The organism is Ruegeria sp. AO1 (assembly GCF_056535985.1).
Window position 1 is genome coordinate 1824937 of record NZ_JBQFJC010000001.1, and the last position, 26351, is coordinate 1851287.

At 59.1% G+C, this 26351-nt stretch carries 26 protein-coding genes and 1 tRNA gene; 18 read left to right on the forward strand and 9 right to left on the reverse strand.

Annotation, left to right across the window (positions count from 1 at the left end):
• The first annotated feature begins 243 nt into the window (after positions 1–243).
• Positions 244–678 carry a hypothetical protein gene (locus ACR3FB_RS09000; RefSeq protein ID WP_480564500.1) on the forward strand — a complete coding sequence of 145 codons (435 nt, stop codon included), beginning with the start codon at positions 244–246 and terminating at the stop codon, positions 676–678.
• 9 nt (positions 679–687) lie between these two features.
• Here ACR3FB_RS09000 and ACR3FB_RS09005 read toward each other — a convergent pair.
• From ACR3FB_RS09005 to pdxH, 4 genes are all read right to left on the reverse strand, one after another.
• Positions 688–764: transfer RNA gene (locus ACR3FB_RS09005), tRNA-Pro, on the reverse strand.
• 44 nt (positions 765–808) lie between these two features.
• On the reverse strand, positions 809–1276 hold the full coding sequence (locus ACR3FB_RS09010) for a DUF192 domain-containing protein (protein WP_480564497.1): 468 nt from the start codon (positions 1274–1276) through the stop codon (positions 809–811).
• A gap of 4 nt (positions 1277–1280) precedes the next feature.
• On the reverse strand, positions 1281–1808 hold the full coding sequence (locus ACR3FB_RS09015; protein WP_170373801.1) for a cold-shock protein: 528 nt from the start codon (positions 1806–1808) through the stop codon (positions 1281–1283).
• A 121-nt stretch (positions 1809–1929) separates the two neighbouring features.
• Positions 1930–2535 carry a pyridoxamine 5'-phosphate oxidase gene (gene pdxH, locus ACR3FB_RS09020; RefSeq protein ID WP_480564493.1) on the reverse strand — a complete coding sequence of 202 codons (606 nt, stop codon included), beginning with the start codon at positions 2533–2535 and terminating at the stop codon, positions 1930–1932.
• A gap of 136 nt (positions 2536–2671) precedes the next feature.
• Here pdxH and fabI point away from each other — a divergent pair, with 136 nt between their 5' ends.
• From fabI to trpE, 5 genes are all read left to right on the forward strand, one after another.
• Positions 2672–3478 carry an enoyl-ACP reductase FabI gene (gene fabI / locus ACR3FB_RS09025; RefSeq protein WP_170458428.1) on the forward strand — a complete coding sequence of 269 codons (807 nt, stop codon included), beginning with the start codon at positions 2672–2674 and terminating at the stop codon, positions 3476–3478.
• 6 nt (positions 3479–3484) lie between these two features.
• A complete protein-coding gene (gene gpt / locus ACR3FB_RS09030) occupies positions 3485–3994 on the forward strand; it encodes a xanthine phosphoribosyltransferase (RefSeq protein ID WP_170717921.1) in 510 nt (169 codons plus the stop codon).
• Positions 3995–4051: 57 nt separating this feature from the next.
• On the forward strand, positions 4052–5227 hold the full coding sequence (locus ACR3FB_RS09035) for an aminotransferase (RefSeq protein ID WP_480564489.1): 1176 nt from the start codon (positions 4052–4054) through the stop codon (positions 5225–5227).
• Positions 5228–5295: 68 nt separating this feature from the next.
• Positions 5296–7137, forward strand: a complete 1842-nt coding sequence (locus ACR3FB_RS09040) for a SurA N-terminal domain-containing protein (RefSeq protein WP_480564485.1) — start codon at positions 5296–5298, stop codon at positions 7135–7137.
• A gap of 11 nt (positions 7138–7148) precedes the next feature.
• Positions 7149–8660, forward strand: coding sequence for an anthranilate synthase component I (gene trpE, locus ACR3FB_RS09045; protein WP_480564482.1), 1512 nt, complete (start codon positions 7149–7151; stop codon positions 8658–8660).
• A 53-nt stretch (positions 8661–8713) separates the two neighbouring features.
• Here trpE and ACR3FB_RS09050 read toward each other — a convergent pair whose 3' ends face one another.
• Complete coding sequence (locus ACR3FB_RS09050) at positions 8714–10141, reverse strand: divergent polysaccharide deacetylase family protein (RefSeq protein ID WP_480564479.1); 1428 nt, start codon at positions 10139–10141, stop codon at positions 8714–8716.
• A gap of 195 nt (positions 10142–10336) precedes the next feature.
• Between ACR3FB_RS09050 and ACR3FB_RS09055 the strand changes: the two genes are divergently transcribed.
• From ACR3FB_RS09055 to lexA, 6 genes are all read left to right on the forward strand, one after another.
• Positions 10337–10918 (forward strand): anthranilate synthase component II, encoded by a 582-nt coding sequence (locus ACR3FB_RS09055; RefSeq protein WP_170459279.1) that lies wholly within the window; start codon positions 10337–10339, stop codon positions 10916–10918.
• Entirely contained in the window at positions 10915–11934 is a 1020-nt protein-coding gene (gene trpD, locus ACR3FB_RS09060) for an anthranilate phosphoribosyltransferase (protein ID WP_170688719.1), read from the forward strand. The genes ACR3FB_RS09055 and trpD overlap by 4 nt, the downstream gene beginning before the upstream one ends.
• Complete coding sequence (trpC, locus tag ACR3FB_RS09065; protein ID WP_480564476.1) at positions 11931–12743, forward strand: indole-3-glycerol phosphate synthase TrpC; 813 nt, start codon at positions 11931–11933, stop codon at positions 12741–12743. Before trpD ends, trpC begins: the two co-directional genes overlap by 4 nt.
• Positions 12743–13216, forward strand: coding sequence for a cyclic pyranopterin monophosphate synthase MoaC (gene moaC / locus ACR3FB_RS09070; protein WP_170665063.1), 474 nt, complete (start codon positions 12743–12745; stop codon positions 13214–13216). The genes trpC and moaC overlap by 1 nt, the downstream gene beginning before the upstream one ends.
• Positions 13213–14385 carry a molybdopterin molybdotransferase MoeA gene (locus ACR3FB_RS09075; RefSeq protein WP_480564473.1) on the forward strand — a complete coding sequence of 391 codons (1173 nt, stop codon included), beginning with the start codon at positions 13213–13215 and terminating at the stop codon, positions 14383–14385. Before moaC ends, ACR3FB_RS09075 begins: the two co-directional genes overlap by 4 nt.
• A 78-nt stretch (positions 14386–14463) precedes the next feature.
• The gene (gene lexA, locus ACR3FB_RS09080; RefSeq protein WP_170638631.1) at positions 14464–15162 is read left to right on the forward strand and encodes a transcriptional repressor LexA; all 699 of its coding nucleotides are present in this window, start codon (positions 14464–14466) and stop codon (positions 15160–15162) included.
• Here the strand turns inward: lexA and ACR3FB_RS09085 are convergent.
• On the reverse strand, positions 15156–17207 hold the full coding sequence (locus tag ACR3FB_RS09085) for a ComEC/Rec2 family competence protein (RefSeq protein ID WP_480564470.1): 2052 nt from the start codon (positions 17205–17207) through the stop codon (positions 15156–15158). The two genes, lexA and ACR3FB_RS09085, sit on opposite strands and share 7 nt — an antisense overlap.
• A 78-nt stretch (positions 17208–17285) precedes the next feature.
• Here ACR3FB_RS09085 and gltX point away from each other — a divergent pair, with 78 nt between their 5' ends.
• The 3 genes from gltX (at position 17286) to ACR3FB_RS09100 (ending at position 21230) form a co-directional block, all read left to right on the forward strand.
• Positions 17286–18686: a glutamate--tRNA ligase gene (gene gltX, locus ACR3FB_RS09090; protein WP_480564467.1), complete on the forward strand. Its 1401-nt coding sequence runs from the start codon at positions 17286–17288 to the stop codon at positions 18684–18686.
• A 124-nt stretch (positions 18687–18810) separates the two neighbouring features.
• Positions 18811–20106: a citrate synthase gene (gltA, locus tag ACR3FB_RS09095; protein WP_170373816.1), complete on the forward strand. Its 1296-nt coding sequence runs from the start codon at positions 18811–18813 to the stop codon at positions 20104–20106.
• Between the two features lie 230 nt (positions 20107–20336).
• A complete protein-coding gene (locus ACR3FB_RS09100) occupies positions 20337–21230 on the forward strand; it encodes an autotransporter domain-containing protein (RefSeq protein ID WP_480564464.1) in 894 nt (297 codons plus the stop codon).
• 8 nt (positions 21231–21238) lie between these two features.
• Here the strand turns inward: ACR3FB_RS09100 and ACR3FB_RS09105 are convergent, their stop codons facing one another.
• A complete protein-coding gene (locus tag ACR3FB_RS09105; protein WP_480564461.1) occupies positions 21239–22306 on the reverse strand; it encodes a PA0069 family radical SAM protein in 1068 nt (355 codons plus the stop codon).
• 255 nt (positions 22307–22561) lie between these two features.
• Between ACR3FB_RS09105 and ACR3FB_RS09110 the strand changes: the two genes are divergently transcribed.
• Both ACR3FB_RS09110 and ACR3FB_RS09115 read left to right on the forward strand, forming a co-directional pair.
• Complete coding sequence (locus ACR3FB_RS09110) at positions 22562–23260, forward strand: corrinoid protein (protein WP_170373819.1); 699 nt, start codon at positions 22562–22564, stop codon at positions 23258–23260.
• Between the two features lie 108 nt (positions 23261–23368).
• Complete coding sequence (locus ACR3FB_RS09115; RefSeq protein ID WP_170717909.1) at positions 23369–24028, forward strand: DUF1638 domain-containing protein; 660 nt, start codon at positions 23369–23371, stop codon at positions 24026–24028.
• A 2-nt stretch (positions 24029–24030) separates the two neighbouring features.
• Here ACR3FB_RS09115 and ACR3FB_RS09120 read toward each other — a convergent pair whose 3' ends face one another.
• Entirely contained in the window at positions 24031–24441 is a 411-nt protein-coding gene (locus tag ACR3FB_RS09120; RefSeq protein WP_480564999.1) for a SufE family protein, read from the reverse strand.
• A 138-nt stretch (positions 24442–24579) separates the two neighbouring features.
• Here ACR3FB_RS09120 and ACR3FB_RS09125 point away from each other — a divergent pair, with 138 nt between their 5' ends.
• Positions 24580–25107, forward strand: a complete 528-nt coding sequence (locus ACR3FB_RS09125) for a hypothetical protein (protein WP_170466753.1) — start codon at positions 24580–24582, stop codon at positions 25105–25107.
• A gap of 4 nt (positions 25108–25111) precedes the next feature.
• Here ACR3FB_RS09125 and rnd read toward each other — a convergent pair whose 3' ends face one another.
• Positions 25112–26269 carry a ribonuclease D gene (rnd, locus tag ACR3FB_RS09130; protein ID WP_480564458.1) on the reverse strand — a complete coding sequence of 386 codons (1158 nt, stop codon included), beginning with the start codon at positions 26267–26269 and terminating at the stop codon, positions 25112–25114.
• Between the last annotated feature and the right edge of the window lie 82 nt (positions 26270–26351).

A 26351-nucleotide genomic window follows, 5' to 3' on the forward strand; every position in this document is an offset into this window, starting at 1 on the left:
ATTTTTGAAATCTTTTGTGTTGACCTGTTTGTCGGGTGCTGGGCGATCTGATTCCTCCACAGAATGATCCACGGCGAGACGACGCCGATCGCAAAACCGGCCAGATGAAATTGCCTTTTTTACCAGCATGGTTATCCGGGTTTGATCATCCAGACCTGTGCTGGCTAAGCTGGCAGGGAATCATGTTGTGGCCTTTCGGCCATATCCTCGCGTCAACCCATTGAACAAAGAGCAGGCAAAACGATGAAGTTGCTTCACTTCGCCCCGATAGGCGCCCTGATTGTGGCCTGCACAGCGCAAGAATTGCCTACCGCGTCGCGTAGCGCTCAATTCAGCACCTACCCCGACAGGTTGTTCGAAACCTTTCAGACCAGTTGCGAAGGCCTCGGTGAGACGTTCCTGAAGATCGACGCCAATTCTTATGAGTGCCGCGAGTTTCTACCTCCGGACACTACAGCTTTTTTGATTCTCAGCTATGATGGCTCGCCCGAGGATCTGCCGCAGAGCATCATGCGCATGACCTCAACTAAGACCTCTGGCGGGTACCGCGTGGATGCGCGGCTGTTCTTCCAAGTGCCGCAGAAAAACGGCGCGACCGTCGAAGTTCCCGTTGAAAGCAAAACGCTGGATAAAGCGCTGAGCGCGCTCTACCAAGCGATGGGTGGTTCACCAACATAAGTGAAGAAGTGGTCGGGGCGGCAGGATTCGAACCTACGACCCCCTGTACCCAAAACAGGTGCGCTACCAGACTGCGCCACGCCCCGGACCGTGCGCCGTACCTAACGATGCTGATCTGATTTGAAAAGCCCTAACAGGGCCAAATCGCACTCGCTTGTGAAAAAATTTCGTGCCGCATCTGGGTGCCGGGCTGAATGCCGTAACGCGCGGACAAACCGGCGTTGATTTCAAGCACGGCAAAGATGTCGCCACCCCCTTCAATCGGGGTCAGATCACCGGGAATCGCACCTTCATGCACGCGAGTCACGACACCCGCCTGGTCGACGAAAATCATATCCAGAGGAATCAGTGTGTTCTTCATCCAGAACGCCACCTGTTGCGGTGGATCGTAGACGAAGAGCATGCCAGACCGGTTCGGCAAGTGCTCGCGGAACATCAGCCCACGCGATTTCTCGGGACCGGTCACAGCCAGTTCGACATCAAATCGGACATGAGTCTGATCGTTGCGCAACTCTACCCGGTCAGGACGACATTCGGCGGCCACGCTTTCTGCCAGAAATGTCACGCATACTGCCAGAGAAGCCCAAAACCGCATCATGGTGTTAGTGATCCAGCGCCGCTTCCCAAGCCAAGACCTGAGCCGCCATGCGGCCCCGTTTGCCATCAATCACCCGCATGGCAAGCGCTTCGCCCGGCTGCAGATCGGCAAGTCCGGAACGGCGGAGAACTTCGATATGCAAAAACACATCCTCATCCCGACCGAACACATTGGCGAATCCGAATCCCTTGCCCTTGTCGAACCATTTCACCCGAGCAGCTTCCAAAGGCGCCGCCGCAATCGCCGCCGGATCTAGCTCGGCAAAGTCGGCCAACATCATCGAGTCGGCGCGCACCGGAGGATCGACAGCAACAACTTCGACCGCCTGAACACCACGATCCGTACGATGGGTCATGATCTCGATGCCTGCCCCATCGGCGACCGAGCTCTGCCCGAAATTCCGCAACACGTTCACATGCAACAGAATATCCGGGCCGCCTTCATCAGACACAACGAACCCGTATCCCTTTGCGGGATCGAACCATTTTACGTGTCCACGAACGCGGTACATGTTGTTCAGGTCTTCAGGCACGGTGTTCCCATCGAATGATTTAGTAGTGCGTTAAGGTTTCGGTTTTTATGGCAATGGCAGGCAAATTCAAGCTGAAAAAAACCTTTGATTTCGGTCTGTTGCATTTCGCGATACGTGAACGTCATGGATTTAACCTCTGCACATCCCAAGCGGAACCCGGATCAGCCCTCCGCCATCTGAACCGATCATGCAGGCGAAATGCGCCGTCGGCCCAGAATTCAATTTCAGTCGGAACCAACCGGTATCCTCCCCAAAACGGAGGGCGCGGTGGATTGGCTCCAAGTTTTGCTGTCACCTTGGCAACCTCGGCCATCAGGGCCGTTCGGCTGCTCAAGGGTTGCGACTGCTTAGACGCCCAAGCACCCAGCCGACTTTTCAGCGACCGTGACGCGTAATATTCATCGGCCTTGGGCCCGCTTTCCCGACTGACTATACCACGAACGCGAATCTGACGCCGCAAAGATTTCCAATGCATGACAAAAGCGGCTTTTTCAGCCTGATCCAACTCAGCCGCTTTGGCACTTTCATAGTTGGTATAAAAAACAAAGGCCTCCGGCTCGATGTCTTTCAAAAGTACCATGCGCGCGTTCGGCATGCCGTCTTTATCAACGGTCGCCAGGGCAATCGCGTTCGGGTCATTCGGTTCATTCTCTTCGGCCTCACCCAGCCACCGCGCCGCTATTTCAAACGGATCGGAGCCAGCAAAAATGCCATCACGCTCGGTCATTTCCATCCCCTGGAAAGTATTTGACGGAAGCCTAGGGCGATTACCCGCCGCGGGCAAGACCACACGGCCTTGAAGCAGGGCAGTCAATGGCATAAACCCGTCGCAACATAACGCGACGACAGGCGGAGAACCAATCATGTCAAATCAGTTGATGGCCGGAAAACGCGGCCTCATCATGGGACTGGCCAATGACAAATCAATCGCATGGGGAATCGCCCGCGCCTTGTCCAACGCCGGGGCCGAGCTGGCCTTTTCTTATCAGGGCGATGCTCTGAAAAAACGTGTCGACCCTCTGGCAGCGCAACTCGGTAGTGAAATCGTCCTGCCCTGCGACGTGAGCGACGAAGCTTCGATCGACGCTCTGTTCACCTCACTAGAAGAGAAATGGGGCAAGCTGGATTTTGTCGTCCACGCCATCGGCTTCTCAGACAAGAATGAGCTGCGCGGCCGCTATGTCGACACCAGCCGGGCGAACTTCAAACTGACGATGGATGTGTCGGTCTATTCCTTCACCGCCGTGATGCAGCGGGCCGAAAAGATGATGTCCGAGGGCAGCAGTGCCATTACGCTCACCTATTACGGTGCCGAGCAGGTCATGCCACACTATAACGTGATGGGTGTCGCCAAGGCTGCGCTTGAGGCTTCGGTCAAGTATCTCGCCGAAGATTTGGGCAAGGACGGTATCCGCGTTAACTCGATTTCCGCCGGCCCGATCAAGACACTGGCCGCCAGCGGCATCGGAGATTTCCGCTACATCATGAAGTGGAATGAATACAATTCGCCCCTGCGCCGCAACGTGACGATCGACGATGTGGGCAACTCGGCCCTGTATCTGCTGTCTGACCTCAGCAGCGGCGTCACCGGTGAGAATCTGCACGTGGATTCGGGGTATCACATCGTTGGCATGAAAGCCGTCGATGCCCCGGACGTTGAAAAGGGTTAAGACAAAATGAGCGCCAAAGACCGCCTGCCCCACGAAAAAGGCTTCCACATCAGTTGGGATCAAATTCACCGCGACTCGCGCGCTCTGGCGTGGCGGCTGGATGGTCAAGGCCCGGATGATGGCGCGTGGCGCGCTGTTGTTGCGATCACCCGCGGCGGCATGGCCCCTGCCATGATCGTCAGCCGCGAGTTGGACATCCGCACCGTCGACACAATCAGCGTCCGCTCGTATCACCATCAGGAACAAGGCGAAGCCGAAGTTTTGAAGGCACCAGATGTAAATCTGATGGGCGATGGTGAAGGCGTTCTGATCATCGACGATCTGGTCGATAGCGGCAAAACGCTGGAACTGGTGCGCGCGATGTACCCTAAGGCGCATTTCGCCACCGTCTATGCCAAGCCCAAAGGCCGCCCCATGGTGGACACGTTCATCACCGAAGTCAGCCAGGACACGTGGATCTTCTTCCCCTGGGATATGGCCCTGCAATATGTCGAGCCTTATCGCGGCACCGACTAACTTCTTCTGTTCAAAAATACCTCGGAGCGCGAGGCAGAGCCTCGCAAAGATTCTGCCATGTCCCAAACACGCACTCGGTCCACTTTCCCCCCTCCAGTTATGGAGGCGCGGCGTTGGTTGGACGGGGTCGTGTTTCCTGATAACCGGCCCCTGATCAATGTTAGCCAGGCTGCACCGGTTGACCCTCCGCCGTTGTCCATGCGGGAGGCCATGGCAGAGTTCGCTGTAAACGAAGACAGCGCCCATCTCTACGGGCCAGTGCTCGGCAATGCCGATCTGCGCGCCGAATTGGCCGCGGAAATCAGCAATCACTATGCCGGGCAGGTTTCAGCAGATCAGATCGCCATAACGTCGGGCTGCAATCAGGCATTCTCAGCTGTGATTTCATCGCTCACCGACGAGGGGGATGAGGTCATCCTCCCAACCCCATGGTATTTCAATCATAAAATGTGGTTGGACATGGCAGGCGTGCGGGCCGTTGACCTGCCCACGGGCGACGATCTGCTGCCCGATCCAGAGGCGGCGCGCGCTTTGATTACCGAAAAAACCCGCGCCATTTCTCTGGTGACCCCAAATAACCCGGGCGGCGTCGAATACCCGGCCGAACTGGTCAGCGCCTTCTACGATCTCGCGCGCGATGCAGGTATTCGCCTGCTGGTCGACGAAACCTACCGCGATTTTGACAGCCGCAGCGGTCCTCCGCATGACCTGTTCCAAAAGCACGGCTGGGATGAGACGCTGGTGCATCTTTATTCCTTCTCCAAAGCCTACCGCCTGACCGGACATCGCGTCGGCGCGGTTGCAACCAGCGCAAGCCTGCTGGCCGAGGCCGAGAAATTTCTAGACACCGTCGCCATATGCCCCGGTCAGATCGGCCAGTTTGCCGCCCTGTGGGGCATGCAGAACCTGTCGCAGTGGCTTGCCGGAGAGCGGGACGAAATCCTCGACCGCCGCGCCGCGATTGCTGAAGGCATGCCTCAGCTCGAGGCCCAAGGGTGGCGCCTGCTGGGACTCGGCGCTTATTTCGCCTATCTCGAACACCCATTCGACCTCCCGTCGGACGAGCTGGCGCAAAGACTGGTGCCCGAGGCCGGCATCCTGCTTCTGCCCGGCACCATGTTCATGCCTGATCATGACCCGGCCGGAAAACGTCAGGTGCGCATCGCGTTCGCCAATCTAGACCGCGCCGGGATCGTCCAATTGTTCGACCGGTTGCAGGCTCTGTCCTTCTAAGCTTGCCCCCCGGCGGTGCCCGTCGTATTCAGGGCCGCAACCAACAGGGCAAGCAGTAAGAGGGCATCATGGCCGCAGGCAAAAACAGCATCTCGAAAACCTTTGTCTGGATTCTGATGGGCCTTCTGTTCGTAGGCCTCGCAGGGTTTGGCGCCACCAGCCTGACCGGCACCATCCGCACGGTTGCGCAGGTCGGGGATGAGAGTATCTCGGTCGACGCCTATGTCCGCGAGCTTCAACGCGAAATCCGCGCAGTTGAGGCGCAGACCGGCCAAGCCCTGCAGATGTCTCAGGCGCGCGAGCTGGGTCTGGAACAGCTCGCCCTGTCCCGTCTGACCGCCTTAGCCGCTCTCGACAATGAGGTCGGTCAATTGGGCCTGTCCATCGGCGACGAGAACTTGCAAGACGAGATCGTCTCGATCCCGGCCTTTCAAGGCGTGAACGGCACGTTCGACCGCGAAGCCTATCGCTTTCAGCTGGAACAGATCGGGATGACAGATACCGAGTTCGAATCGGACCTGCGAAAGGAATCCTCGCGCACCATCGTACAGGGCGCGATCATCGGGGGCGTCGAAATGCCTGCGACGCTAACCGAAACTCTGACAAATTACATCGGCGCGCGCCGTAGCTTTACCGTGGCGACTTTGGGCACGGACGCGCTGGAAACACCAGTCGGCGATCCGACCGATGCGCAAATCCAAGATTACTACGACGAGAACACCGACCAATTCATCCTGCCCCGCACCAAGCGTCTGACCTATGCGATCCTGTCTCCGGAAATGCTGCTGGATACGGTCGAGGTAGATGAGGACACGCTGCGCCGCCTCTATGATGAGCGCGCCGATGAGTATCAGCAGCCCGAGCGCCGCTTGGTCGAACGCTTGAACTTCCCGGATGAGGGCTCCGCGAACAACGCCAAAGCCCAGCTTGAGGTCGGCGGTACAACCTTCGAGCAACTCGTGCGCGAACGCGAGCTTGAGCTGAGCGACATTGATCTGGGCGACGTAACCCGCGACGATCTGGGCGAGGCCGCGGATGAGGTCTTTGCAGCGGAGCTGGACTCGGTCGTTGGCCCTCTGCCCTCCGTGTTCGGCCCGGCGCTGTTCCGCATCAACGGTTCGCTGGCCGCCAACAACGTCCCGTTCGAGGATGCTGAGCCTGCCCTGCGGGAAGAACTGGCCTCGGACCGTGCGCGGCGTCTGATCGAAGCGCAATCCGAAGACATCAACGATATGCTTGCCGGTGGCGCTACGCTCGAAGAGCTGGCACAGGAAACCGATATGGAGCTGGGCCAAATCGACTGGACCCGCGACAGTGTGGATGAAGTCGCCGCTTATGACGGCTTTCGCAGTGCGGCTGAGGCCGTGCGCGAAGGCGACTTCCCCGAGATCGACTTTCTCGAGGACGGATCGATCTTCGCCCTGCGTCTGAACGAAGAGCTGGCCCCACGCCCAGAGCCTCTGGACAGCGCCCGTGACCGCGTCGCCGCTGCATGGGTTGCCGCCGAGACCGCCAAGGCACTGCAAGAGCAGGCCAATTCTGTTGTCACCACCCTGGCAACAGATGGCGATTTCACCGCCACCGGCCTGCCGTTCCGCGTGGAAAACGCCCTGACACGGACCGCCTTTCTGGATGATGTCCCAGCAAACTTCATGAACGAAGTCTTCGAGATGGAGCCGGGCGAACTGCGCGTCATTGGCGGCGAAGGAACTGCCCTGATCGTCCGTCTGGACGAGGTTCTGCCCCCGGCCGAAAGCGATGAGCTGCGTCAACTGAGCGACGCTTTGGCCGCGCAGATGAATCAGGCGCTGGCGCAGAACATCTTTGATGCCTATGTGCGCGACGCTCAAACCCGCGCGCGCCCGGTTGTCGACCAGCAGGCCCTGAACGCCGTGCAGGCGAGTTATTAAACGAGACCCAAATGGCCCTGACACCCGAATATGAAAGCTTCGCGCGCGCTTATGAAGCGGGCGAAAACCAGGTCGTCTATACGCGGCTTGCGGCCGATCTCGACACACCTGTCTCGCTGATGTTGAAACTGACAGGCGCGCAGAAAGATGCCTTTGTGCTGGAATCGGTCACCGGAGGCGAAGTGCGCGGGCGCTACTCGATCATCGGTATGAAGCCCGATTTGATCTGGCGCTGTCGGGGCGAGGAGTCCGAGCTGAACCGCTCGGCCCGGTTCGATGGCGAAGCCTTCACGCCGCAAGACGGCAATCCGATGGACAACCTGCGCGCGCTGCTGGCGGAAAGCCGCATCGACCTACCCGATGATCTGCCCCAAGCGGCGGCTGGTCTGTTTGGCTATCTGGGCTATGACATGGTCCGTCTGGTCGAGTATCTGCCCGATGTGAATCCCGACCCGCTGGGCTTGCCGGATGCCATCATGCAGCGCCCCTCGGTCATTGCGGTGCTGGACGGCGTGAAGGGCGAAGTGACCGTCGTGTCCCCGGCGTGGGTGACCGATGGCCAGTCAGCCAAGGCCGCCTATGCGCAGGCAGCCGAGCGTGTGATGGACGCGGTGCGTGATCTGGAACGCGCCATGCCTGCTGAAACACGCGATCTGGGCGAAGCGCATGAGGTTGCCCCGCCAGTGTCGAATTTTACCAAATCCGGCTATATGGAAGCGGTTGAAAAGGCCAAGGAATACATCCGCGCGGGTGATATCTTTCAGGTCGTCCCGGCCCAACGCTGGACGCAGGACTTCCCGCTTCCACCTTTTGCGCTCTATCGGTCGCTGCGCCGCACGAACCCGTCGCCCTTCATGTTCTATTTCAACTTCGGCGGCTTTCAGGTCGTGGGTGCCAGCCCCGAGATTCTGGTGCGCGTCTTCGGCAGCGAAGTGACGATCCGCCCGATCGCCGGTACGCGTCCGCGTGGCGCGACTCCGGAAGAGGACAAGGCGAACGAACTTGACCTGCTGGCCGACAAAAAGGAACTGGCCGAGCATCTGATGCTGCTGGATCTGGGTCGCAACGACACCGGCCGCGTCGCCAAGATCGGCACTGTTCGCCCAACCGAAGAGTTCATCATCGAACGCTACAGCCACGTGATGCATATCGTCTCAAACGTGGTCGGAGAGCTGGCCGAAGACAAAGACGCGCTGGATGCGTTCTTTGCCGGGATGCCCGCGGGCACCGTGTCAGGCGCGCCCAAGGTCCGTGCGATGGAGATCATTGATGAGCTGGAGCCCGAAAAGCGCGGCGTTTATGGCGGCGGTGTTGGGTATTTCAGTGCGGGCGGCGACATGGATATGTGCATCGCCCTGCGTACAGCCATCGTGAAGGATCACAAGCTCTATATCCAAGCCGGTGGCGGCGTTGTCTACGACAGCGACCCCGAGGCCGAATATATGGAAACCGTCCATAAATCCAACGCCATACGACGGGCGGCGGCAGATGCGGCCCGGTTCACAGGCAACCGTAACTCATAAAGAAAAGGCGGCTGATCACTTGATAAACCGCCCTTCTCTTTTCTGCTGAACCGTTACTGGACTTCGCGTTTCATAACTGCCGAGATCGGTGCCATGGCAACCCGGTTGCCACGGTCCTCAAGCCCCCACAGCAGCAGGGCCGAGATCGTTTCGGGGCGTACTCTACCCAGCATCACAACCGTTCCCTCCTGCCCGGCACGGAACGCGGCCTGATCCAGGAAACGACGCATGATTTTCGGGTCCTGCCGTGCACCATCGATATCGCGGAACACCACGCCCGACGGAATGCCGTTGCGCGCGGCCAGTTTCTGGACCGTGTTCAGCCCATTATCCTGCGTGATCAACCCACGACCGGTGGCCGCCGCAATCGACGCAACCTGATCGGCCAGTTTCCGATTGCCCTGAATTCCGCTTTCGACCCCTTCCAGAATACCAACTGTCTCGTGCAGCGTGTCCAACCATACGGCCATCGACACCTCGGCATCCTGCGCGCTGGCGGATTCGTGCAGATCGGCCATGGCCAGAACCTCAAACCCGGCGGCGCGGTGGCGGGCCATTTTCTCGGTGGCGTCGGGGTCAGAGGGGCTGATCGCGAAGCTGACGGGATAGGGGAAATCCTGCAAAGCTTCGGCTCCGAAAGAGCCCTCATCATCGATCAGTATAATCGACATCAGAGGCTTGGCTTCGGGATTTTCAAAGCTGGCAGCGTAGTCTTCGATCGGCTTTCCGGTCATCTCGTCTACGACTGCTTCATCGGTTTCAACCGGGGCATCGTCCCGTTCGGTCAGGGGCACAACGCGCGTGCCAACCAGTGTGTTGGTTGAGGTCGTGTCTTCTCCGCCGATCTGGGGAAGTGCGGCAAGTTTGGGCAGATTGCGGGGCAAAGTATCCTCATCCCCTTCCACCGCGATTGGGCTGTTTTCAAAGGGATTCTCTTCATCTAACTCGGCCTCTTCCGGCGCAAGCTGAGATGGCAGTTCGGGCAAAAGCGTCGCCACATCTTCTGGCTCCGCAGAGGGTTCCGGGGCTTCATCCACAACAACCGGCGCCGCGTCTGTTTCCGGCAAGGCGGGGGCGGTGCTGGGTGTCTGCGGCGCAGCCGGCGCATCGGTCATAACGGCTACGCTTGTTTGCTCTTCGGCCTGAGGCTCCTGCAACTCGGCCTGAGGCTCCTGCAACGCGTCCCCGGCTTCAGCCACGACAGGCTGTTCGTCCGGCACTGTTTCCAGATCGGACAGATCAAGCGCCTCGTCCGGCTCTTCGGCGGGTTTCGGCCCAGCAGGCGGCAGTTCGACAAGATCTGCGTCCGACGGGGTCTCGGCGATTTGTTCCGGCGCTTCGGGTGTTTCCACATCTACCGGTTCGGGAGCCTGGGTCTTGACCACCGGCTTATTGGCCAGCGGCGTGTTGAGCGACAACATCACCCCCACGATCAAAACAACGACCGCCCCGACGATCATTCCTCCGAAAAATCCACGCATTGCTCGTGCCTCTCGACTTTAATCTTGCCTCGCCCATCCTGCGCCATCTTCTGTGGCGCTCGACCTGATGGCGGGTCTAGAACGGGATGTCCTCTTGACGCTGCCTCACAAGCCTGAGCATGTATGTTCCGACATTATACCGTGGCCCGGGGCTGCATCGCCAGCCTGAAATGCCCAAACGAAGACAAGTGCCAAATGCTGCTGCTGATCGACAACTACGACTCGTTTACATACAACCTGGTGCATTATCTGGGCGAACTTGGGGCCGAAATGGTCATTCGCCGAAATGATGCGCTGGATGTGCAAGAGGCCATGGCGATGAACCCCGCCGGTATCCTGCTGAGTCCCGGCCCCTGCGACCCGGATCAGGCGGGCATCTGTCTTGCCCTGACCGAAGCCGCCGCCGAGACCAAAACTCCGCTGTTAGGTGTGTGCTTGGGGCACCAGACCATCGGGCAGTCTTTTGGTGGCAAGGTCGTGCGCTGCCATGAGATCGTGCATGGCAAGATGGGTACCATGAACCACACCGGCAAAGGTGTTTTCGCAGGGCTTCCTTCGCCCTTTGAGGCCACGCGTTATCACTCGCTGGTTGTTGAACGCGAGAGCCTACCCGACTGCCTTGAGATCACGGCTGAACTGGAAGACGGCACCATCATGGGGCTGCAGCACAAAGAGCTGCCCATCCACGGTGTCCAGTTCCACCCGGAATCCATCGCGTCCGAGCATGGCCACGCCCTGCTCAAAAACTTCCTGCAAGAGTTGAAAGTCCCCGCATGAGCGACGCACTGAAACCGCTGATCGGAGCGTCCGCCGACCGCCCTCTGACCCGTGCCGAGGCCGAACAGGCTTTTGCCATCCTCTTCGACGGCGAAGCCACGCCCAGCCAGATCGGCGGTCTTTTGATGGCGATGCGCACGCGCGGCGAAACGGTTGAGGAATACGCCGCCGCCGCCGCCGTGATGCGCGCCAAATGCAACGCGGTGAAGGCACCCGAGGGCGCGATGGACATCGTTGGAACGGGCGGTGATGGCAAGCACACCCTCAACATTTCCACCGCGACGGCCTTTGTGACGGCCGGGGCCGGTGTGACGGTCGCCAAACACGGCAACCGCAACCTCAGCTCGAAATCGGGGACTGCTGATCTGCAGTCGCAGATGGGGATCAACGTGATGGTTGGCCCTCAAGTTGTTGAAAAGGCGCTGAATGAGGCCGGTATCTGTTTCATGATGGCCCCGATGCATCACCCTGCGATTGCCCATGTCATGCCCTCGCGGCAAGAGCTTGGAACCCGCACGATCTTCAACATTCTCGGGCCATTGACCAACCCTGCAGGCGTGAAGCGTCAGCTAACCGGTGCCTTCACGCGCGAGCTGATCCGCCCTATGGCCGAAACGCTGGGTCTGCTGGGGTCTGAGCGCGCTTGGCTGGTACATGGTTCAGACGGCACGGATGAACTGACAATCACCGGCATAAGCTGGGTCGCCGCTTTGGAGGACGACCGCATCAAGGAGGTCGAACTGCATCCCGAAGATGCTGGCCTGCCCGTCCATCCGTTCGAAGACATCGTCGGCGGCACACCCGAAGACAACGCCGTCGCGTTCCGCGCTCTACTCGACGGCGCGCCCTCGGCCTATCGCGATGCGACGCTGTTGAACGCGGCGGCCGCTCTGGTCGTGGCTGATGCCGCGTCAGATCTGCGCGAAGGTGTTGAAATGGCTGCTGAAAGCATCGACAGTGGCAAAGCAAAAGAAAAAGTCACCGCGCTGGCGCGGATCACACAGGAAGCCGCATGACCGAGACCGTTCTGGACAAAATCAAAGCCTACAAGCTGGAAGAAATCGAAGCGGACAAGGCGCAGAAATCGCTGGATGAGCTTGAAAGCGAAGCCAGGAGCGCGCCCGAGGTTCGCGGCTTTGCCGAAGCTCTGCGTAAAGCCGCCCGGTCTGGCTATGGCCTGATTGCCGAGGTGAAAAAGGCCAGCCCGTCCAAAGGCTTGATCCGTCCCGACTTTGATCCGCCGGTCTTGGCGAAAGCCTATGAAGAAGGTGGTGCGGCCTGTTTGTCGGTTTTGACCGATACGCCCAGTTTCCAAGGTGCGAAAGAGTATCTGACCGCCGCGCGTGCCGCGACCAACCTGCCCGCGCTGCGCAAGGATTTTATGTATGACCCTTATCAGGTCGTCGAGGCTCGTGCCTTAGGCGCCGACTGCATCCTTATCATCATGGCCTCGGTCGAGGACAGTCAGGCCGCCGAGTTGGAACAGACAGCGTTTGATTGGGGTATGGACGTCCTGATCGAGGTTCACGATCAGGAAGAGTTAGAGCGCGCAACAGAACTCAAGAGCCCGCTGATCGGGATAAATAACCGCAATCTCAAGACCTTCGAGACGACTCTAGATACAACGCGCCGCCTGTCCAAGCTGGTGCCCGGCGATCGCACCATCGTCTGTGAAAGCGGCTTGAGCACACCCGAGGATCTGGCGGATATCGCTCGCTACGGCGCGCGGTGCTTCCTGATCGGCGAAAGCCTGATGCGGCAGGATGATGTCACCTCGGCCACCCGCCACATCCTCTCCAACCCGCTGATCCCCGGAGTGATGTGATGCCGCTCACCCATTTTGATGCACAGGGGCAGGCTCATATGGTCGATGTCTCGGATAAAGAGGTGACTGACCGCGTGGCCGTAGCCGCTGGTCACATCAAGATGGCCTTGGAAACCTTTGATTTGATTTCAGAAGGTCGCGCCAAGAAAGGTGACGTTCTGGGTATCGCACGTCTTGCGGGGATCATGGGGGCCAAGAAAACCCCGGACCTGATCCCGCTTTGTCACCCTCTGCCGGTGACCAAGGTCGCAGTCGAGTTGACGCTGGACCCCGACCTGCCTGGTGTTCAGATCGAGGCCACCGTCAAGACGTCGGGCCAAACCGGCGTTGAAATGGAGGCCTTGACTGCCGTCTCGACCGCAGCGCTGACCGTTTATGACATGACAAAGGCGGTCGACAAAGCGATGGAGATCGGCGGTATTCGCGTATTACTGAAAGACGGCGGTAAATCAGGGCGTTACGAGGCGACATGATAACTGTCGAAGACGCCCGCGCGCTGCTTTTTGATCTGGTTGAGACCCTTCCCGTAGAAACCGTCCCTTTGGCCGAGGCCGCAGGTCGTGTGCTGTCGCAAGACGTGAGCGCTACGCGCGATCAACCGCCTTTCGCGGCCTCTTCCATGGATGGCTATGCAGTCAAAGCGGCCGAGGTCGAGCTCCACGCCATGTTCAAGCTGGTGGGTGAATCGGCAGCAGGAAATCGCTTTGACGGCGTGGTGGGTCCGGGTCAGGCCGTGCGGATATTCACCGGCGCGCCAGTGCCGGAAGGTGCTGATTTCGTTGTGATTCAGGAAGATGTTGACCATAAGGGCGACCTGATCACCATCAGCGACGATCCCGGGCAAAAGACCAACGTCCGACCAGCGGGCATAGACTTCACCAAGGGCACCACAATCACCGCCCCGCGCGTAATCCGCCCAGAAGACATGGCGCTTATGGCGGCGATGAATATCCCTCAGGTCCCCGTGACGCGGAAACCACAGATTGCGTTGATCTCGACCGGGGACGAGTTGGTGATGCCCGGAGAGGTTCCGGGTCCGGATCAGATCATCGCGTCGAATACGTTCGGTTTGAAGTCGCTTTTGGAGCGTGAAGGCGCGCATGTTCGCATTCTGCCCATCGCGCGAGATACCGCGTCTTCGCTGGAAACCGCGTTTGGACTGGCCAAGGGAGCGGATCTGGTGGTCACGATCGGAGGGGCATCTGTCGGCGACTATGATCTTGTCTCCGAGGTCTCCGAGGCGTTAGGCATGGATCGTTCCTTCTACAAAATCCGTATGAGGCCCGGAAAACCTCTGATGGCCGGCCGCATGGGGGATGCAGCGATGGTCGGGCTGCCCGGAAACCCTGTGAGTGCAATGGTTTGCGGCTATTTGTTCCTTATTCCTCTGGTACGGCGGATGCTGGGGCTAGAGGCCGTTCTCAACCCGTTCAAAACAGCCGTACTGACCGAACCGCTTGCAGCCAATGGTCCGCGTGAACATTACATGCGCGCTATCGTCGATGAAAACGGCGTTCGGGCCTGCGCGGATCAGGACAGTTCCTTGCTGAGCGTTTTGGCGGATGCCAATGCTTTACTGATGCGCCCGCCGCAGGATCCAGCCTTGCCCGAAGGGACCCAAGTTCAGTACCTGCCGCTGTAGAACATCCTCAAAATCGTTGACACAAAACGTGAACATGCGTAGAACAAATGCAAACGCATAAGCGACGAGGTATGAGCGATGCTGACCAAGAAGCAGCTGGATTTGCTGGAATTCATCCACAAACGCGTACAAGCAGATGGCGTTCCGCCCAGCTTTGACGAAATGAAGGCGGCATTGGACCTTCGATCCAAATCCGGCATCCACCGACTGATTACAGCGCTTGAAGAACGCGGCTTTATCCGGCGTCTGGCGCACCGCGCCCGCGCGATTGAGATCGTCAAACTTCCAGAGAGCCTGGGCGGAGAGCCCACGGCAGGCTTCACCCCCCGCGTGATCGAAGGTGACAGGCCCGAAGGCCCGCGCCCCGCGAATTTCGAGCCGGTCTCGGTCGACGCGATGGAGTTGCCAGTCATGGGCCGGATCGCAGCCGGTGTTCCAATCGAGGCGATCAGCCATGTCTCACACCACGTGGCGGTGCCCGGCCCGATGGTCTCGGGTCAGGGGTCGCATTACGCACTTGAGGTCCGCGGAGATTCGATGATCGACGCCGGGATCAACGACGGCGATGTTGTGGTGATCCGCGAAACCTCAACTGCCGACAATGGCGATATCGTTGTTGCTCTGGTCGAGGATCAGGAGGCGACGCTGAAACGGTTCTTCCGCCGTGGCAAAGCCATCGCGCTGGAGGCCGCGAATCCCGCCTATGAAACCCGCGTTCTGCCGCAGGAAAAGGTCAAAGTTCAGGGCCGTCTGGTCGGCTTGATCCGGACCTACTGATTGCCCGTTTTCGCGCGGGTCCCCGTTGATTTCGGGGACCACAGCCGATCGCCGATCATTTCGGCGCTTGAGGTCATCTTGCCTCCTGAGATCGACAGGCTTCCAGTTTCATACAGCCGGTCCGGGTCGTAGATGGTGCAACCTCCGCTGAGTTTCAGATCGACCGAAGACACAATGATCTGACCGGTTTTACATTCGTCAAACTCAAGCGTCGCGCGTTTGCCGGTGAGGTGGATCACCTCGGCCCCGGTCAGAGCGATCCTTTGCACTCGGCCCGCGTGGACCGGCCATCGACTGGCCGCCTGCCCTTGTGTCAGACCGTCTCCGTCATTCTCAAGCCAGACCGTGGCCACGAACCCGCTGCCCTTTCCTTTGCTGAGCGCGCGGCCCTCACTGGTCATAACACCAACCAGCCCACCGGATTCGGCGATCAGAACCTCGGGCCGATTGCCCGAGGTCCAAAGCTCAAAGGCCAGAACCACCGGAGCCACCCCAACCCATCGCGCGCGGCCCTGCCACAAAGCCAGCCAAAGTGCCCCCAACGCGATCATGGGCAGGACAAACCATGGCGGGCCAACCACATAGCCCTGAGATCCGTCCAACCCGGACACCCACTCAGCGATCATCAAGATCCAACGCAGTCCCAGCCCCATGACCTCAAGCGCGATCCACTCCAGCCCGAAAGGCGCCAACAGCGCGGCGACGACGGCTGCGGGCACGACGATGGACCCCATGACAGGCACGGAAAGCAGATTGGCCAACAGGCCGTAATGCGACATCGTATTAAAATGCGCCGCTCCGATTGGTGCGGTTGCAAGACCCGCGATGGCAGAGGACATCAGCAGACCAACCGCAGCTTTGGACCATTTCGGCCCCGGCATAGGGCCAACATCACGCAGCGCTCCGAATACAGCCACCAAAGCGGTGGTCGCCGCGAATGACATTTGAAAGCCGGGGCTGAGCAGGGTTTCGGGGCGCAGGGTCAACACAATCAATGCGGCCACAGCGACCGCCCGTAGCGAAATGGCGCGACGGTCAATCAGGACCGCGCCGAACATGACGCTGACCATGACAAAGGCCCGCTCGGTCGCAACATTGCCGCCGGCTAGCATCAGGTAGATCACAGCCGCGAACAGCGCACATCCAGCGGCAAGTTTGCGGACGGGCAAACGGAGGGCCAAAGCGGGGATCGCAGACAACCCAATGCGGCAAACCATGAAAACAAACCCGGTCAGCAACCCCATATGCAGGCCTGATATCGCCAAAAGATGCGCAAGGTTTGACGCGCGCAGCGCATCGAGCGTGTCTTGCCCCATGCCGCTCCGGTCTCCTGTCGTGACGGCGGCTGCGAACCCTCCGACCTCGCCCGGAAGATGGGCGCGCACGTGGTCTGAGATTGCCATGCGAATGGCCGTGACCCGAACGCCTTGCACCGCGTCCTGCGGCGGCGCGATGGTCATTACCGGTACCCGCGTGTACCCGACAGCACCAAGCCCCTGAAACCAGGCGTGACGGCGGAAATCGAACCCTCCGGGCTCGACAGGGCCTTGCGACGGGGACAGATGCGCCGTGGTCATGATCCGTTGTCCCGGCGCGATTCGCCCGACCTCGGAATGAACAGAAAGACGGATGCGCTGCGGACGTCGGTGCTCTGGCACGTCCCCTACCCGCACCTGATCCAACGTCAATCGCAGCGCATCCGAGGCGGAGCGATCCATGGCGACGACCCTCCCCTCGACAGGGCCATAGTATCGCCATGACAGAACCGGTTCCGCCACCATATGGGCGCGGGCACCCGCCAGCAGAAAGCCAGCTGCAACCAGCGCCCCCCCGATTGCCAACGCGCCCCATCCGGCGGGCAACACGCGACCCAAGCCGATCAAAGCCAACCCTGTGACGGACAGACCCAGGTACAAAGGCCCCTCAGGTTCGAACCGCAATCCGAAATATAGACCGATCCCAAGGCCCAAACACACCGGAGACCACGGGAACAAAAACCCGATCTGGTTCAGCAGCGCCAACCGGACCTGTGCGAGAACACGCATGGTTGCCCCCGTCCTTGAGGCTCGTTAGACAGGCGCCAAGTTAAGCCCATCGCGGTTACCAAAAGGTTAATCAATACAATGTCCGATCAGGTCGTCACCCGTTTCGCCCCTTCGCCTACCGGTTTTCTTCACATTGGCGGCGCGCGTACTGCGCTGTTCAACTGGCTCTATGCGCGTGGACGCGGCGGTAAGTTCCTGTTGCGGATCGAGGACACGGATCGGGAACGTTCGACCCCTGAGGCCACGGCGGCGATCCTGCAAGGGATGGAGTGGCTGGGTCTCGACCATGACGGAGATGTCATCAGCCAATTCGAAGGGGCCGCGCGTCATGCCGAAGTGGCGCATCAGCTTCTGGCCGAGGGCAAAGCCTATAAATGTTTCTCGACCCAGGACGAAATCGCGGCTTTCCGTGAGCAGGCGCGGGCCGAGGGTAAATCGACCCTCTTCCGCAGCCCATGGCGCGATGCTGATCCGGCCACGCATCCGGATATGCCCTTCGTGATCCGCATCAAAGCCCCGCAGGACGGCGCCACGGTGATCCGTGATCAGGTCCAGGGTGACGTGACCATCCGGAACGACCAGTTGGACGACATGATTCTTCTGCGCTCGGACGGGACGCCAGTCTATATGCTCGCGGTTGTGGTGGATGACCACGACATGGGGGTGACCCATGTGATCCGGGGCGACGATCACCTGAACAACGCCGCGCGCCAGATGATGATCTACGAGGCAATGGGCTGGGATGTTCCGGTGTGGGCTCATATCCCGCTGATTCACGGGCCGGACGGCAAGAAGCTGTCGAAGCGTCACGGTGCCTTGGGCGCGCAGGAATATCAGGCGATGGGCTACCCCGCCGCAGGGATGCGCAACTATCTGGCCCGCCTCGGCTGGAGCCACGGCGACGACGAGTTCTTTACGGATGAACAGGCCAAAGAATGGTTCGATCTGGGCGGAATCGGCAAAAGCCCGGCACGGTTTGATCTGAAAAAGCTCGAGAACCTGTGTGGCCAGCATATTGCGATCTCAAATGATGCTGCGCTGCGGCGTGAAATCGAAGCCTACTTGGCAGCGGCCGAACTGCCACCTCTCTCAGAAACACAATCCGGTGATCTGGAAAGCGCGATGTATTGTCTCAAGGACCGCGCTCGGACTTTCCCGGAACTGCTTGAAAAAGCGCATTTTGTACTAACCTCGCGCCCTATCGAGTGCGATGAGAAAGCCCAAAAGGCGCTGTCATCTGTATCCGATGGTATACTGAGTGAATTGACGCCGCAGCTGCAAAATGTTAGCTGGTCCCGGAACGAGCTGGAGGAGGCTCTGAATTCCTTTGCAGAAGCAAAGGAGGTCAAGTTCGGTAAGCTGGCAGGTCCGCTTCGGGCGGCATTGGCGGGTCGGGCAGTCACTCCTTCGGTTTTTGACATGATGCTTGTGCTGGGGCGCGATGAAACCCTGGCGCGGCTTTCTGAAGCAGCGGATTAAACCCAATCTTCATATTCGGGTAACGCTGCACCGCTAACACACCCGGGCTGCGTGCCCGCGCGCAGCCATTGCCCGCAGGTCAGGGCAATGAACTGACCTGCGCACAAATGAAGAAGGGACAACCATGACTGATAGCAATAAGACAGCAACTCTGACCGTCCATGGCAAAGAGTATGAGTTGCCCGTTCACTCTCCAACTGCTGGGCCTGATGTTGTCGATATTCGCAAGCTTTACGGTCAGGCAGGTGTGTTCACCTACGATCCCGGCTTTACTTCGACTGCCAGTTGCGACAGCACCATCACCTATATCGACGGCGACAAAGGTGAGCTGCTGCACCGTGGCTACCCGATTGATCAGCTAGCCGAGAAGTCCCACTTCCTCGAAGTCTGCTACCTGCTTCTTTACGGAGAGCTGCCGGTCGCAAAAGATCTCGAAACATTCGAATCCACGATCACGCGTCACACCATGCTGCACGAGCAGATGCAGTATTTTTACCGCGGCTTCCGTCGCGACGCGCACCCGATGGCCATTATGGTTGGTGTTGTCGGCGCGATGTCGGCCTTCTATCACGATTCGACCGATATCTCGGACCCGCATCAGCGCGAGGTCGCCTCGCACCGCCTGATCGCCAAGATGCCAACGATTGCGGCTTGGGCCTACAAGTACCACACAGGCCAGCCCTTCGTGTATCCGCGCAACGATCTGGACTATGCGTCGAACTTCCTGCGCATGTGCTTCAGCGTTCCGGCCGAAGAGTATGAGGTGAACCCGATCCTCAGCCGTGCGATGGATCGCATCTTTACCTTGCACGCGGATCACGAACAGAACGCCTCAACCTCGACCGTGCGTTTGGCGTCGTCCTCGGGCGCGAACCCGTTTGCGTGTATCGCTGCTGGTATCGCCTGCCTCTGGGGCCCGGCGCATGGTGGTGCGAACCAGGCCTGCCTTGAGATGCTGGAAGAGATAGGCACCGTTGATCGTATCCCCGAATACATCGCCCGCGCTAAGGACAAGAACGATCCGTTCCGTCTGATGGGCTTCGGTCACCGGGTTTACAAAAACTTCGATCCGCGTGCGAAGGTGATGAAGCAATCGGCTGACGAAGTGCTGGATCTGCTGGGTGTCGAAAACAACCCCAAGCTTCAGGTCGCCAAAGCGCTGGAAAAACAGGCGCTGGAAGATCCGTATTTCGCCGAGAAGAAACTGTTCCCGAACGTGGACTTCTATTCGGGCATCATCCTCGAGGCGATGGGCTTCCCAACCTCGATGTTCACACCGATCTTCGCCCTGTCGCGCACAGTTGGCTGGGTCAGCCAGTGGAAAGAGATGATCGCCGATCCTCAGAACAAGATTGGCCGCCCGCGTCAGCTGTATCTGGGCGAAACACTCCGCGACTACGTGGATATCGAAAAGCGCTGAACCGCGCGTTAAACCAAACACAACCAAGGCCCCGGACGTTCTCCGGGGCCTTTTTTTAATCCCGAGTTGTTGTAGCGCTGCGTCACTTGCCCCGGCCGTTTTTGCGCCTGCTTCTCTCAGCCTAAGACCATGGATATGGTTTCGTGAAATTGTAGAAACCCTGTGTTGCGATGGTATGTCGGCTAATTCAAATAGCCTTTTTGGCGTTCTTTGTGTTTCCGGCGTCTGGATTGGCGCAAGGGATTCTTGACGACATTTTCAAACAGATCCAGCGCGAAAACGCGGCGGGTTCTCTGGCAATTTTGGGTCTTGCAGGCATCCCTGATGACTCGGCCAGTGCGATCTCACTGCAATCGAATACGGGAAACCGCGAGTACGACTTCAAATCCGCACAATTGGGCGGGGGCTTTCGGCTGAGCGAAGGCGTACCCATCTACCTTGAAGGCTATATTGGCTATGCGCGCTATGACCCGGTCCTGTTCTTCTCTGGCTCCGGCGACACCACCACGTTGCCGCTCAAATGGACGAGCGCCGCTGCAACAGGCGGTATCGGCTACCAGTTCGACCTGGGAGAGCGCTGGAAACTGACGCCCATGGCGCATATCTCGATTGGGCGCACGCAATCTGACACGTCGGTCGCCGCCCAAGTGATCGCAGAGCGGCTTGGCATCGAAGCCGATTTTCTCGAAAGCGGCGGCCTCTGGGCCGGAGGTGCGGGTGGCTCCCTGACGCTGGACTACGCACGCCCTCTGACCAATGACCGAGAGTTCGAGATGAGCCTTCGCTACACGCATATCGAATACTGGCCCATTGGTGACGACGAAGACCTCCTCGTGCAATCGACAGCTGCAAATGCAGTGCTTTGGTCACGGTACCGGTTTCCTACAGGCGGTCGGATGTTTGGCCGACCGGTGCGTTGGGTCGGGGATCTGTCTATCTCTTATCTGGTCGGAGATCAGTCGATTGTTCTGGGCACAGATTGGTTGGCACGCGTCGGCGGCGGGATCGAGGTTGATCTGTCCGACACCTGGGTTCCATGGGTGAGCACCACTCGGATCATGGTCCGCTACTACGGCAGCGACACGGTCAACGGGTTCACAGCCGGGATCGGTATCAGCTTCTGACGCGCGGTCTAAAACAGGCTCATCTGATCGCCCGGTTGCGCAGGTCTTGCGAAAAGATCGCGACGCAGTTCGTCGGACTTCACCTTCAGGCCCAAACGTTTAACGGCCACCTTGAAGCGTTTTGCGATCAATTCGGCATACTCTCCTTCCCCCCGCATCCGGTGACCCCAGCGCGGGTCATAGTCGCGACCTCCATGCATCTCGCGCAGCCGTGCCATGACCTTTTCGGCCCGCGCTGGTTCATGTTCAGCCAGCCAGTCCTGCCACAGCGCCGACACCTCTCGGGGCAGACGCAGCATAATCCAGCTCGCAGTGTCAGCTCCGGCCTCATGCCCGGCCTCCAGCAGGGTCTCTAGCTCATGATCGGTTAGCCCGGGCACAACGGGCGAGGTCATCACCCGCACTGGCACCCCTGCCCCGGTGAGACGTCGGATGACCTCCACCCTCCGTTTGGGAGAAGGAGCGCGCGGCTCCATCCGGCGAGAGAGGCCCGCGTCCATAGTTGTCAGGGATATCCCGACGCGGACCAGCCCCTGCGCGGCCATGGGGGCAAGAATATCCATATCCCTCTCGATCAGCGTCCCTTTGGTCACGATCGCTATGGGGTGGTTGAAATCCCTCAGAACCTCAAGACAGGCGCGCGTGATCCCGCGTTCTTTTTCAACGGGTTGATAAGGGTCGGTGTTAGTGCCTAAGGCGATTGGCGCGACCCTGTAGGACCGCGCGGACAATTCCTTGCGCAATACCTCAGCCGCATTGCCACGCGCGGTCAAACGGGTCTCAAAATCCAGCCCTGCAGACAGCCCCAGATAGGCGTGACTGGGCCGTGCGAAGCAATACACGCAGCCATGTTCGCACCCGCGATATGGGTTGATCGAGCGGTCAAACGGTAGGTCGGGCGAGCGATTATAGGTGATCAAACTGCGCGCAACCTCGTCCCGAACCTCGGTTCTCAGAAGCGGTTGATCTTCTTCGATGTCCCAACCGTCATCCGTCTGGACCGTGGCAAATTTTTCAAAGCGACCCGCTTCATTGGATGCGGTCCCTCGAGCGCGGATATTGGTTTGAGGTTGCATTTGTTCACCTTACGTTCTCTCATTATGGGTAGACGAATACTGAACGCGAGGCAACCGCCCCCTGTTTTTGCTAACCTGAGCCAGACACAGGATGATCATGCATATTATTCTGTCGCCCGATGCCGATTTTTGACATAAACGTCGGTCCCGAAACCGCCGAGGTCGCAATCGTCACAGTAAATCTGCGACGTTTTGGCCAAAACGAAAAAAATGCCACCCCGGACCAAGGGTCCGCACAGCTCAGGAAAACACCCCATGTCCGACGAAGAAGACATCATCCTGTCCGAACTGAACGACGAAGAGCTTGTTGAACAGATGTTCGACGATCTCTACGACGGCCTGAAAGAAGAGATCGAAGAAGGCACCAACATCCTTCTCGAGCGCGGCTGGACCCCCTACGACATCCTGACCAAAGCTCTGGTCGGCGGCATGACCGTGGTTGGCCACGACTTCCGCGACGGCATCCTGTTTGTGCCCGAGGTTCTGCTGGCCGCCAACGCCATGAAAGGCGGTATGGCGATCCTGAAGCCTCTGCTGGCTGAAACAGGCGCACCGCGCGTGGGCAAGATGGTCATCGGCACCGTGAAGGGCGACATCCACGACATCGGCAAAAACCTTGTTTCGATGATGATGGAAGGCGCTGGCTTCGAAGTTGTAGACATCGGCATCAACAACCCGGTCGAGAACTACCTGGAAGCGCTGGAAAACGAACAGCCCGACATCCTGGGCATGTCGGCCCTGCTGACCACGACCATGCCTTACATGAAGGTTGTGATCGACACGCTGGTAGAGCAAGGCGTTCGCGATGACTACATCGTTCTGGTCGGCGGCGCACCGCTGAACGAAGAGTTCGGCAAAGCCATCGGCGCTGACGCATATTGCCGTGACGCGGCTGTGGCTGTTGAGACCGCTAAGGACTTCGTCTCGCGCAAGCACAACCAGCTGGCGGGATAAGAACACCGTTTCTGTTCTGAAAGGGCCGCTCGATTTCGGGCGGCCTTTTTGTTTCAAGCCGCGTTTTCGGGCAAAATCACCCGGACCAGCCAGCCAGAGGACTCCGGAATGTCACAGAACCAGCATCCCGATGACGCCCGTCTAACGACCGATGGATATGACGAAACCGGCAAGGGGCGTATCCTTTTGCTGGCCTGCGGGGCCTTGGCGCGCGAGATTCTAGACCTCAAGACCCGCAACGGCTGGGACCATATGGACCTGACCTGCCTGCCCGCGATCCTTCATGTCCACCCCGAAAAGATCACTCAGGCCGTAGAGGACGCGATTACCAAGCATCGTGAGCGCTACGATCAGGTCTTCGTCGTCTACGCGGATTGCGGCACCGGCGGCCTTCTACAACAGGCGTGCGATCGGCTGGGTGTCGAGATGGTCAAAGGCCCGCATTGCTATTCGTTCTTCGAAGGGAATGAGGCCTTTGCCGCAAAGGGTGAGGACGAGACAACCGCATTCTACCTGACCGATTTTCTGGCCCGGCAGTTCGATGCATTCGTCTGGAAACCGCTGGGGCTGGATCGTCATCCTCAGCTACGAGACATGTATTTCGGGAACTACACCAAACTGGTCTATCAGGCCCAAACAGATGATCCCGCGCTGACGGCACGCGCACAGGAATGTGCTGAGCGTATGGGTCTGGATTTTGAGCGCCGCTTGACCGGCTATGGCGATCTGGAAACCACGTTGACCGATTGGGCGACCAGAACGCGCTGACGCTACACTTTTTCCTGCGCAACCTCGCGGATGCGTTCGATCATCGCCCTCAGACCGTTCGACCGCTGCGCGGACAGGTGGTCATTCAGGCCCAACCGCGCCAGCTCTCCGCCGGCGTCGACCTTGATCACCTCGGCCACTGGCAAGTCGTTGTAAAGCAGACGTAAAACCGCGATCAGGCCACGGACGATCAGCGCATCGCTATCCCCATCGAAACGAAACACGCCGCCGTCGATCATCGGGTGCAGCCACACCTGGCTGGCGCAGCCGTCCACTTTGGTGGCTGGAACTTTGAGCGCGTCGTCCAGCGGCTCCATCGCTTTGCCCTGTTCGATCACATGGCGATAGCGGTCCTCCCAATCTTCAAGGAACTCGAAATCTTCGACAATTTCTTCAAAGGCGGGCGTTGCCATGGCGCGGCGGTCCTTCTGTTTCATTCACAATTGTGACCTATGCCGACGATAGCCCCCTGTCCAGCCCTCGCCGTGGCTTTTCAAGGCAAGGAAATTGCGCTAACCCATTGCGTGAATGACTGTTAAAGCCGTGGGTCCATGCAAAAATCACTGTCTCTTCTTATCATCGCCGCGTTGACCCTGTCTGCCTGCAATAGCTGGCGCAATTCACGGGCGAACCCGTCGAACTGGTTCGGATCCAGCCAGCCCGCCCCGGTCGAAACCGCCCCGGTAGACGAGGCCTATGCGCTGGTGCCAAGACAAAGCGATGGCATCGGCTTGTTTGACCGTCCCATAGAAGAAGACACCAGCGTTCCAATTGCAAAAATCGACGAGCTGCGGATCGACGCGACGCCTACCGGAGCGATCGTCTATTCCTCGGGCACGGCGCAACGCCAGGGCGCGTTCAACGCCCGTCTGGTGCCCGTGAATTCGGAAGAAAACCAGAAGAACGGCGTGATGGAGTTCACCTTCCTGGTGAATTACCCCAAGGCGCAAACGGCTCAGGGCACTGAGCGTTCGCGCATGGTCTCCGACGCCATCAACGTCTCCCGGCAAGAGCTTGAAGGCATTCGTCTGGTCCGCGTGGTTGGGCAGCAAAACGCGCTGGAGTCGCGTCGCCGCTAAGCGGTCAGAGGGGCACGACCTTCACGCTCTGGCCCTTTGCGGCCAGTGCGATCTTGCCTTCGCACAGCTTCAGAGCATCCTCACCGAACACCTCGAACCTCCAGCCGGTCATGGAGGGAAGGCCACGCTCGCCCGCTGCAATCTGGTCCAGTTCGGCACTGGTGGCGATCAGCTTTGCCGCCACGCCCGAGCTTTCGGTTTTCGATTTCAGCAGCACCCGCAACAGATCCGCCAGCGCTGGGTTCACCTTCAGTTTGTCGCGGCTTGTATCGACCTTGGGCAGCTGTTCGGGTGGGCAGTTCACACCCTTTTTGACGGCCGCCAGAATGCCTTCCGCAATCGCCCCCTTGCGCGCCTCTCGCAGCAACAGGCGCGAGCCGCCAAGGTCCGATGACGTTTTGGGTTTGGTCGAGGCCAGTTCGATCAGCGCGTCATCCTTGAACACACGGTTGCGCGGGATGTTGTTGTCCTGCGCATGGGATTCGCGAAACTGCGCCAGTTCCCGCACAACCGCCAGAAACTTGGCCGAGTTCGTCCGCGTTTTGACACGCTTCCACGCATCCTCGGGCCGGATGTCATAGGTGCCGGGTTGGGTCAGGATCCGCAACTCCTCGGACACCCAATGGCTGCGCTTGGTTTTCTCAAGCTCGGCCGCGAGATGTTCGTAGATCTTGCGCAGATGGGTCACATCGGCCAGCGCATAGGTCTTTTGCGCATCTGTCAGAGGACGCCGCGACCAATCGGTAAAGCGCGAGGTTTTATCCACCCCCTGCTTGCAGATCTTGCGTACCAGCGTCTCATAGCCGACCTGTTCGCCAAAGCCGCAGACCATCGCGGCAACCTGCGTGTCAAACAGCGGCGTTGGGAACACATGCGCATCGACCCAGAAGATTTCCAGATCCTGACGCGCCGCGTGGAACACCTTGACCACGCCCTCATTCCGGAACAGCTCATAGAGCGGCTCAAGCGAGATACCATCGGCCAGCGGGTCGACCAGAACGGCGCTGTCTTCATCCTCAGAAGGGACGGCCAATTGCACCAGACACAGTTTTGAATAGTAGGTCCGCTCGCGCAGAAATTCGGTATCTACAGTGACATAGGGAAAGGCAGCAGCAGCCGAGCAGAAATCAGCCAGCTCTTGCGTCGTTGTCAGAGTTTTCATGCGCCGTACTATTCTTGTTCTTTGTGTGACTGCCCGTTTTTCTACCGTCCCGAGCGTTATCGGCGACCATAGGACGAATTTC

What these genes read in the sequence shown, in the direction of transcription:
- rnd (WP_480564458.1), bottom strand. Translation starts at nt 26,269, where the DNA reads ATGAAAACTCTGACAACGACGCAAGAGCTGGCTGATTTCTGCTCGGCT.
- moaC (WP_170665063.1), top strand. Translation starts at nt 12,743, where the DNA reads ATGCCGCTCACCCATTTTGATGCACAGGGGCAGGCTCATATGGTCGAT.
- ACR3FB_RS09120 (WP_480564999.1), bottom strand. Translation starts at nt 24,441, where the DNA reads ATGGCAACGCCCGCCTTTGAAGAAATTGTCGAAGATTTCGAGTTCCTT.
- ACR3FB_RS09115 (WP_170717909.1), top strand. Translation starts at nt 23,369, where the DNA reads ATGTCACAGAACCAGCATCCCGATGACGCCCGTCTAACGACCGATGGA.
- pdxH (WP_480564493.1), bottom strand. Translation starts at nt 2,535, where the DNA reads ATGACCGAGCGTGATGGCATTTTTGCTGGCTCCGATCCGTTTGAAATA.
- ACR3FB_RS09040 (WP_480564485.1), top strand. Translation starts at nt 5,296, where the DNA reads ATGGCCGCAGGCAAAAACAGCATCTCGAAAACCTTTGTCTGGATTCTG.
- fabI (WP_170458428.1), top strand. Translation starts at nt 2,672, where the DNA reads ATGTCAAATCAGTTGATGGCCGGAAAACGCGGCCTCATCATGGGACTG.
- gltA (WP_170373816.1), top strand. Translation starts at nt 18,811, where the DNA reads ATGACTGATAGCAATAAGACAGCAACTCTGACCGTCCATGGCAAAGAG.
- ACR3FB_RS09000 (WP_480564500.1), top strand. Translation starts at nt 244, where the DNA reads ATGAAGTTGCTTCACTTCGCCCCGATAGGCGCCCTGATTGTGGCCTGC.
- ACR3FB_RS09050 (WP_480564479.1), bottom strand. Translation starts at nt 10,141, where the DNA reads ATGCGTGGATTTTTCGGAGGAATGATCGTCGGGGCGGTCGTTGTTTTG.
- trpC (WP_480564476.1), top strand. Translation starts at nt 11,931, where the DNA reads ATGACCGAGACCGTTCTGGACAAAATCAAAGCCTACAAGCTGGAAGAA.
- ACR3FB_RS09075 (WP_480564473.1), top strand. Translation starts at nt 13,213, where the DNA reads ATGATAACTGTCGAAGACGCCCGCGCGCTGCTTTTTGATCTGGTTGAG.
- ACR3FB_RS09010 (WP_480564497.1), bottom strand. Translation starts at nt 1,276, where the DNA reads ATGATGCGGTTTTGGGCTTCTCTGGCAGTATGCGTGACATTTCTGGCA.
- ACR3FB_RS09125 (WP_170466753.1), top strand. Translation starts at nt 24,580, where the DNA reads ATGCAAAAATCACTGTCTCTTCTTATCATCGCCGCGTTGACCCTGTCT.
- ACR3FB_RS09110 (WP_170373819.1), top strand. Translation starts at nt 22,562, where the DNA reads ATGTCCGACGAAGAAGACATCATCCTGTCCGAACTGAACGACGAAGAG.
- gltX (WP_480564467.1), top strand. Translation starts at nt 17,286, where the DNA reads ATGTCCGATCAGGTCGTCACCCGTTTCGCCCCTTCGCCTACCGGTTTT.
- trpD (WP_170688719.1), top strand. Translation starts at nt 10,915, where the DNA reads ATGAGCGACGCACTGAAACCGCTGATCGGAGCGTCCGCCGACCGCCCT.
- ACR3FB_RS09055 (WP_170459279.1), top strand. Translation starts at nt 10,337, where the DNA reads ATGCTGCTGCTGATCGACAACTACGACTCGTTTACATACAACCTGGTG.
- trpE (WP_480564482.1), top strand. Translation starts at nt 7,149, where the DNA reads ATGGCCCTGACACCCGAATATGAAAGCTTCGCGCGCGCTTATGAAGCG.
- ACR3FB_RS09105 (WP_480564461.1), bottom strand. Translation starts at nt 22,306, where the DNA reads ATGCAACCTCAAACCAATATCCGCGCTCGAGGGACCGCATCCAATGAA.
- gpt (WP_170717921.1), top strand. Translation starts at nt 3,485, where the DNA reads ATGAGCGCCAAAGACCGCCTGCCCCACGAAAAAGGCTTCCACATCAGT.
- ACR3FB_RS09035 (WP_480564489.1), top strand. Translation starts at nt 4,052, where the DNA reads ATGTCCCAAACACGCACTCGGTCCACTTTCCCCCCTCCAGTTATGGAG.
- lexA (WP_170638631.1), top strand. Translation starts at nt 14,464, where the DNA reads ATGCTGACCAAGAAGCAGCTGGATTTGCTGGAATTCATCCACAAACGC.
- ACR3FB_RS09085 (WP_480564470.1), bottom strand. Translation starts at nt 17,207, where the DNA reads ATGCGTGTTCTCGCACAGGTCCGGTTGGCGCTGCTGAACCAGATCGGG.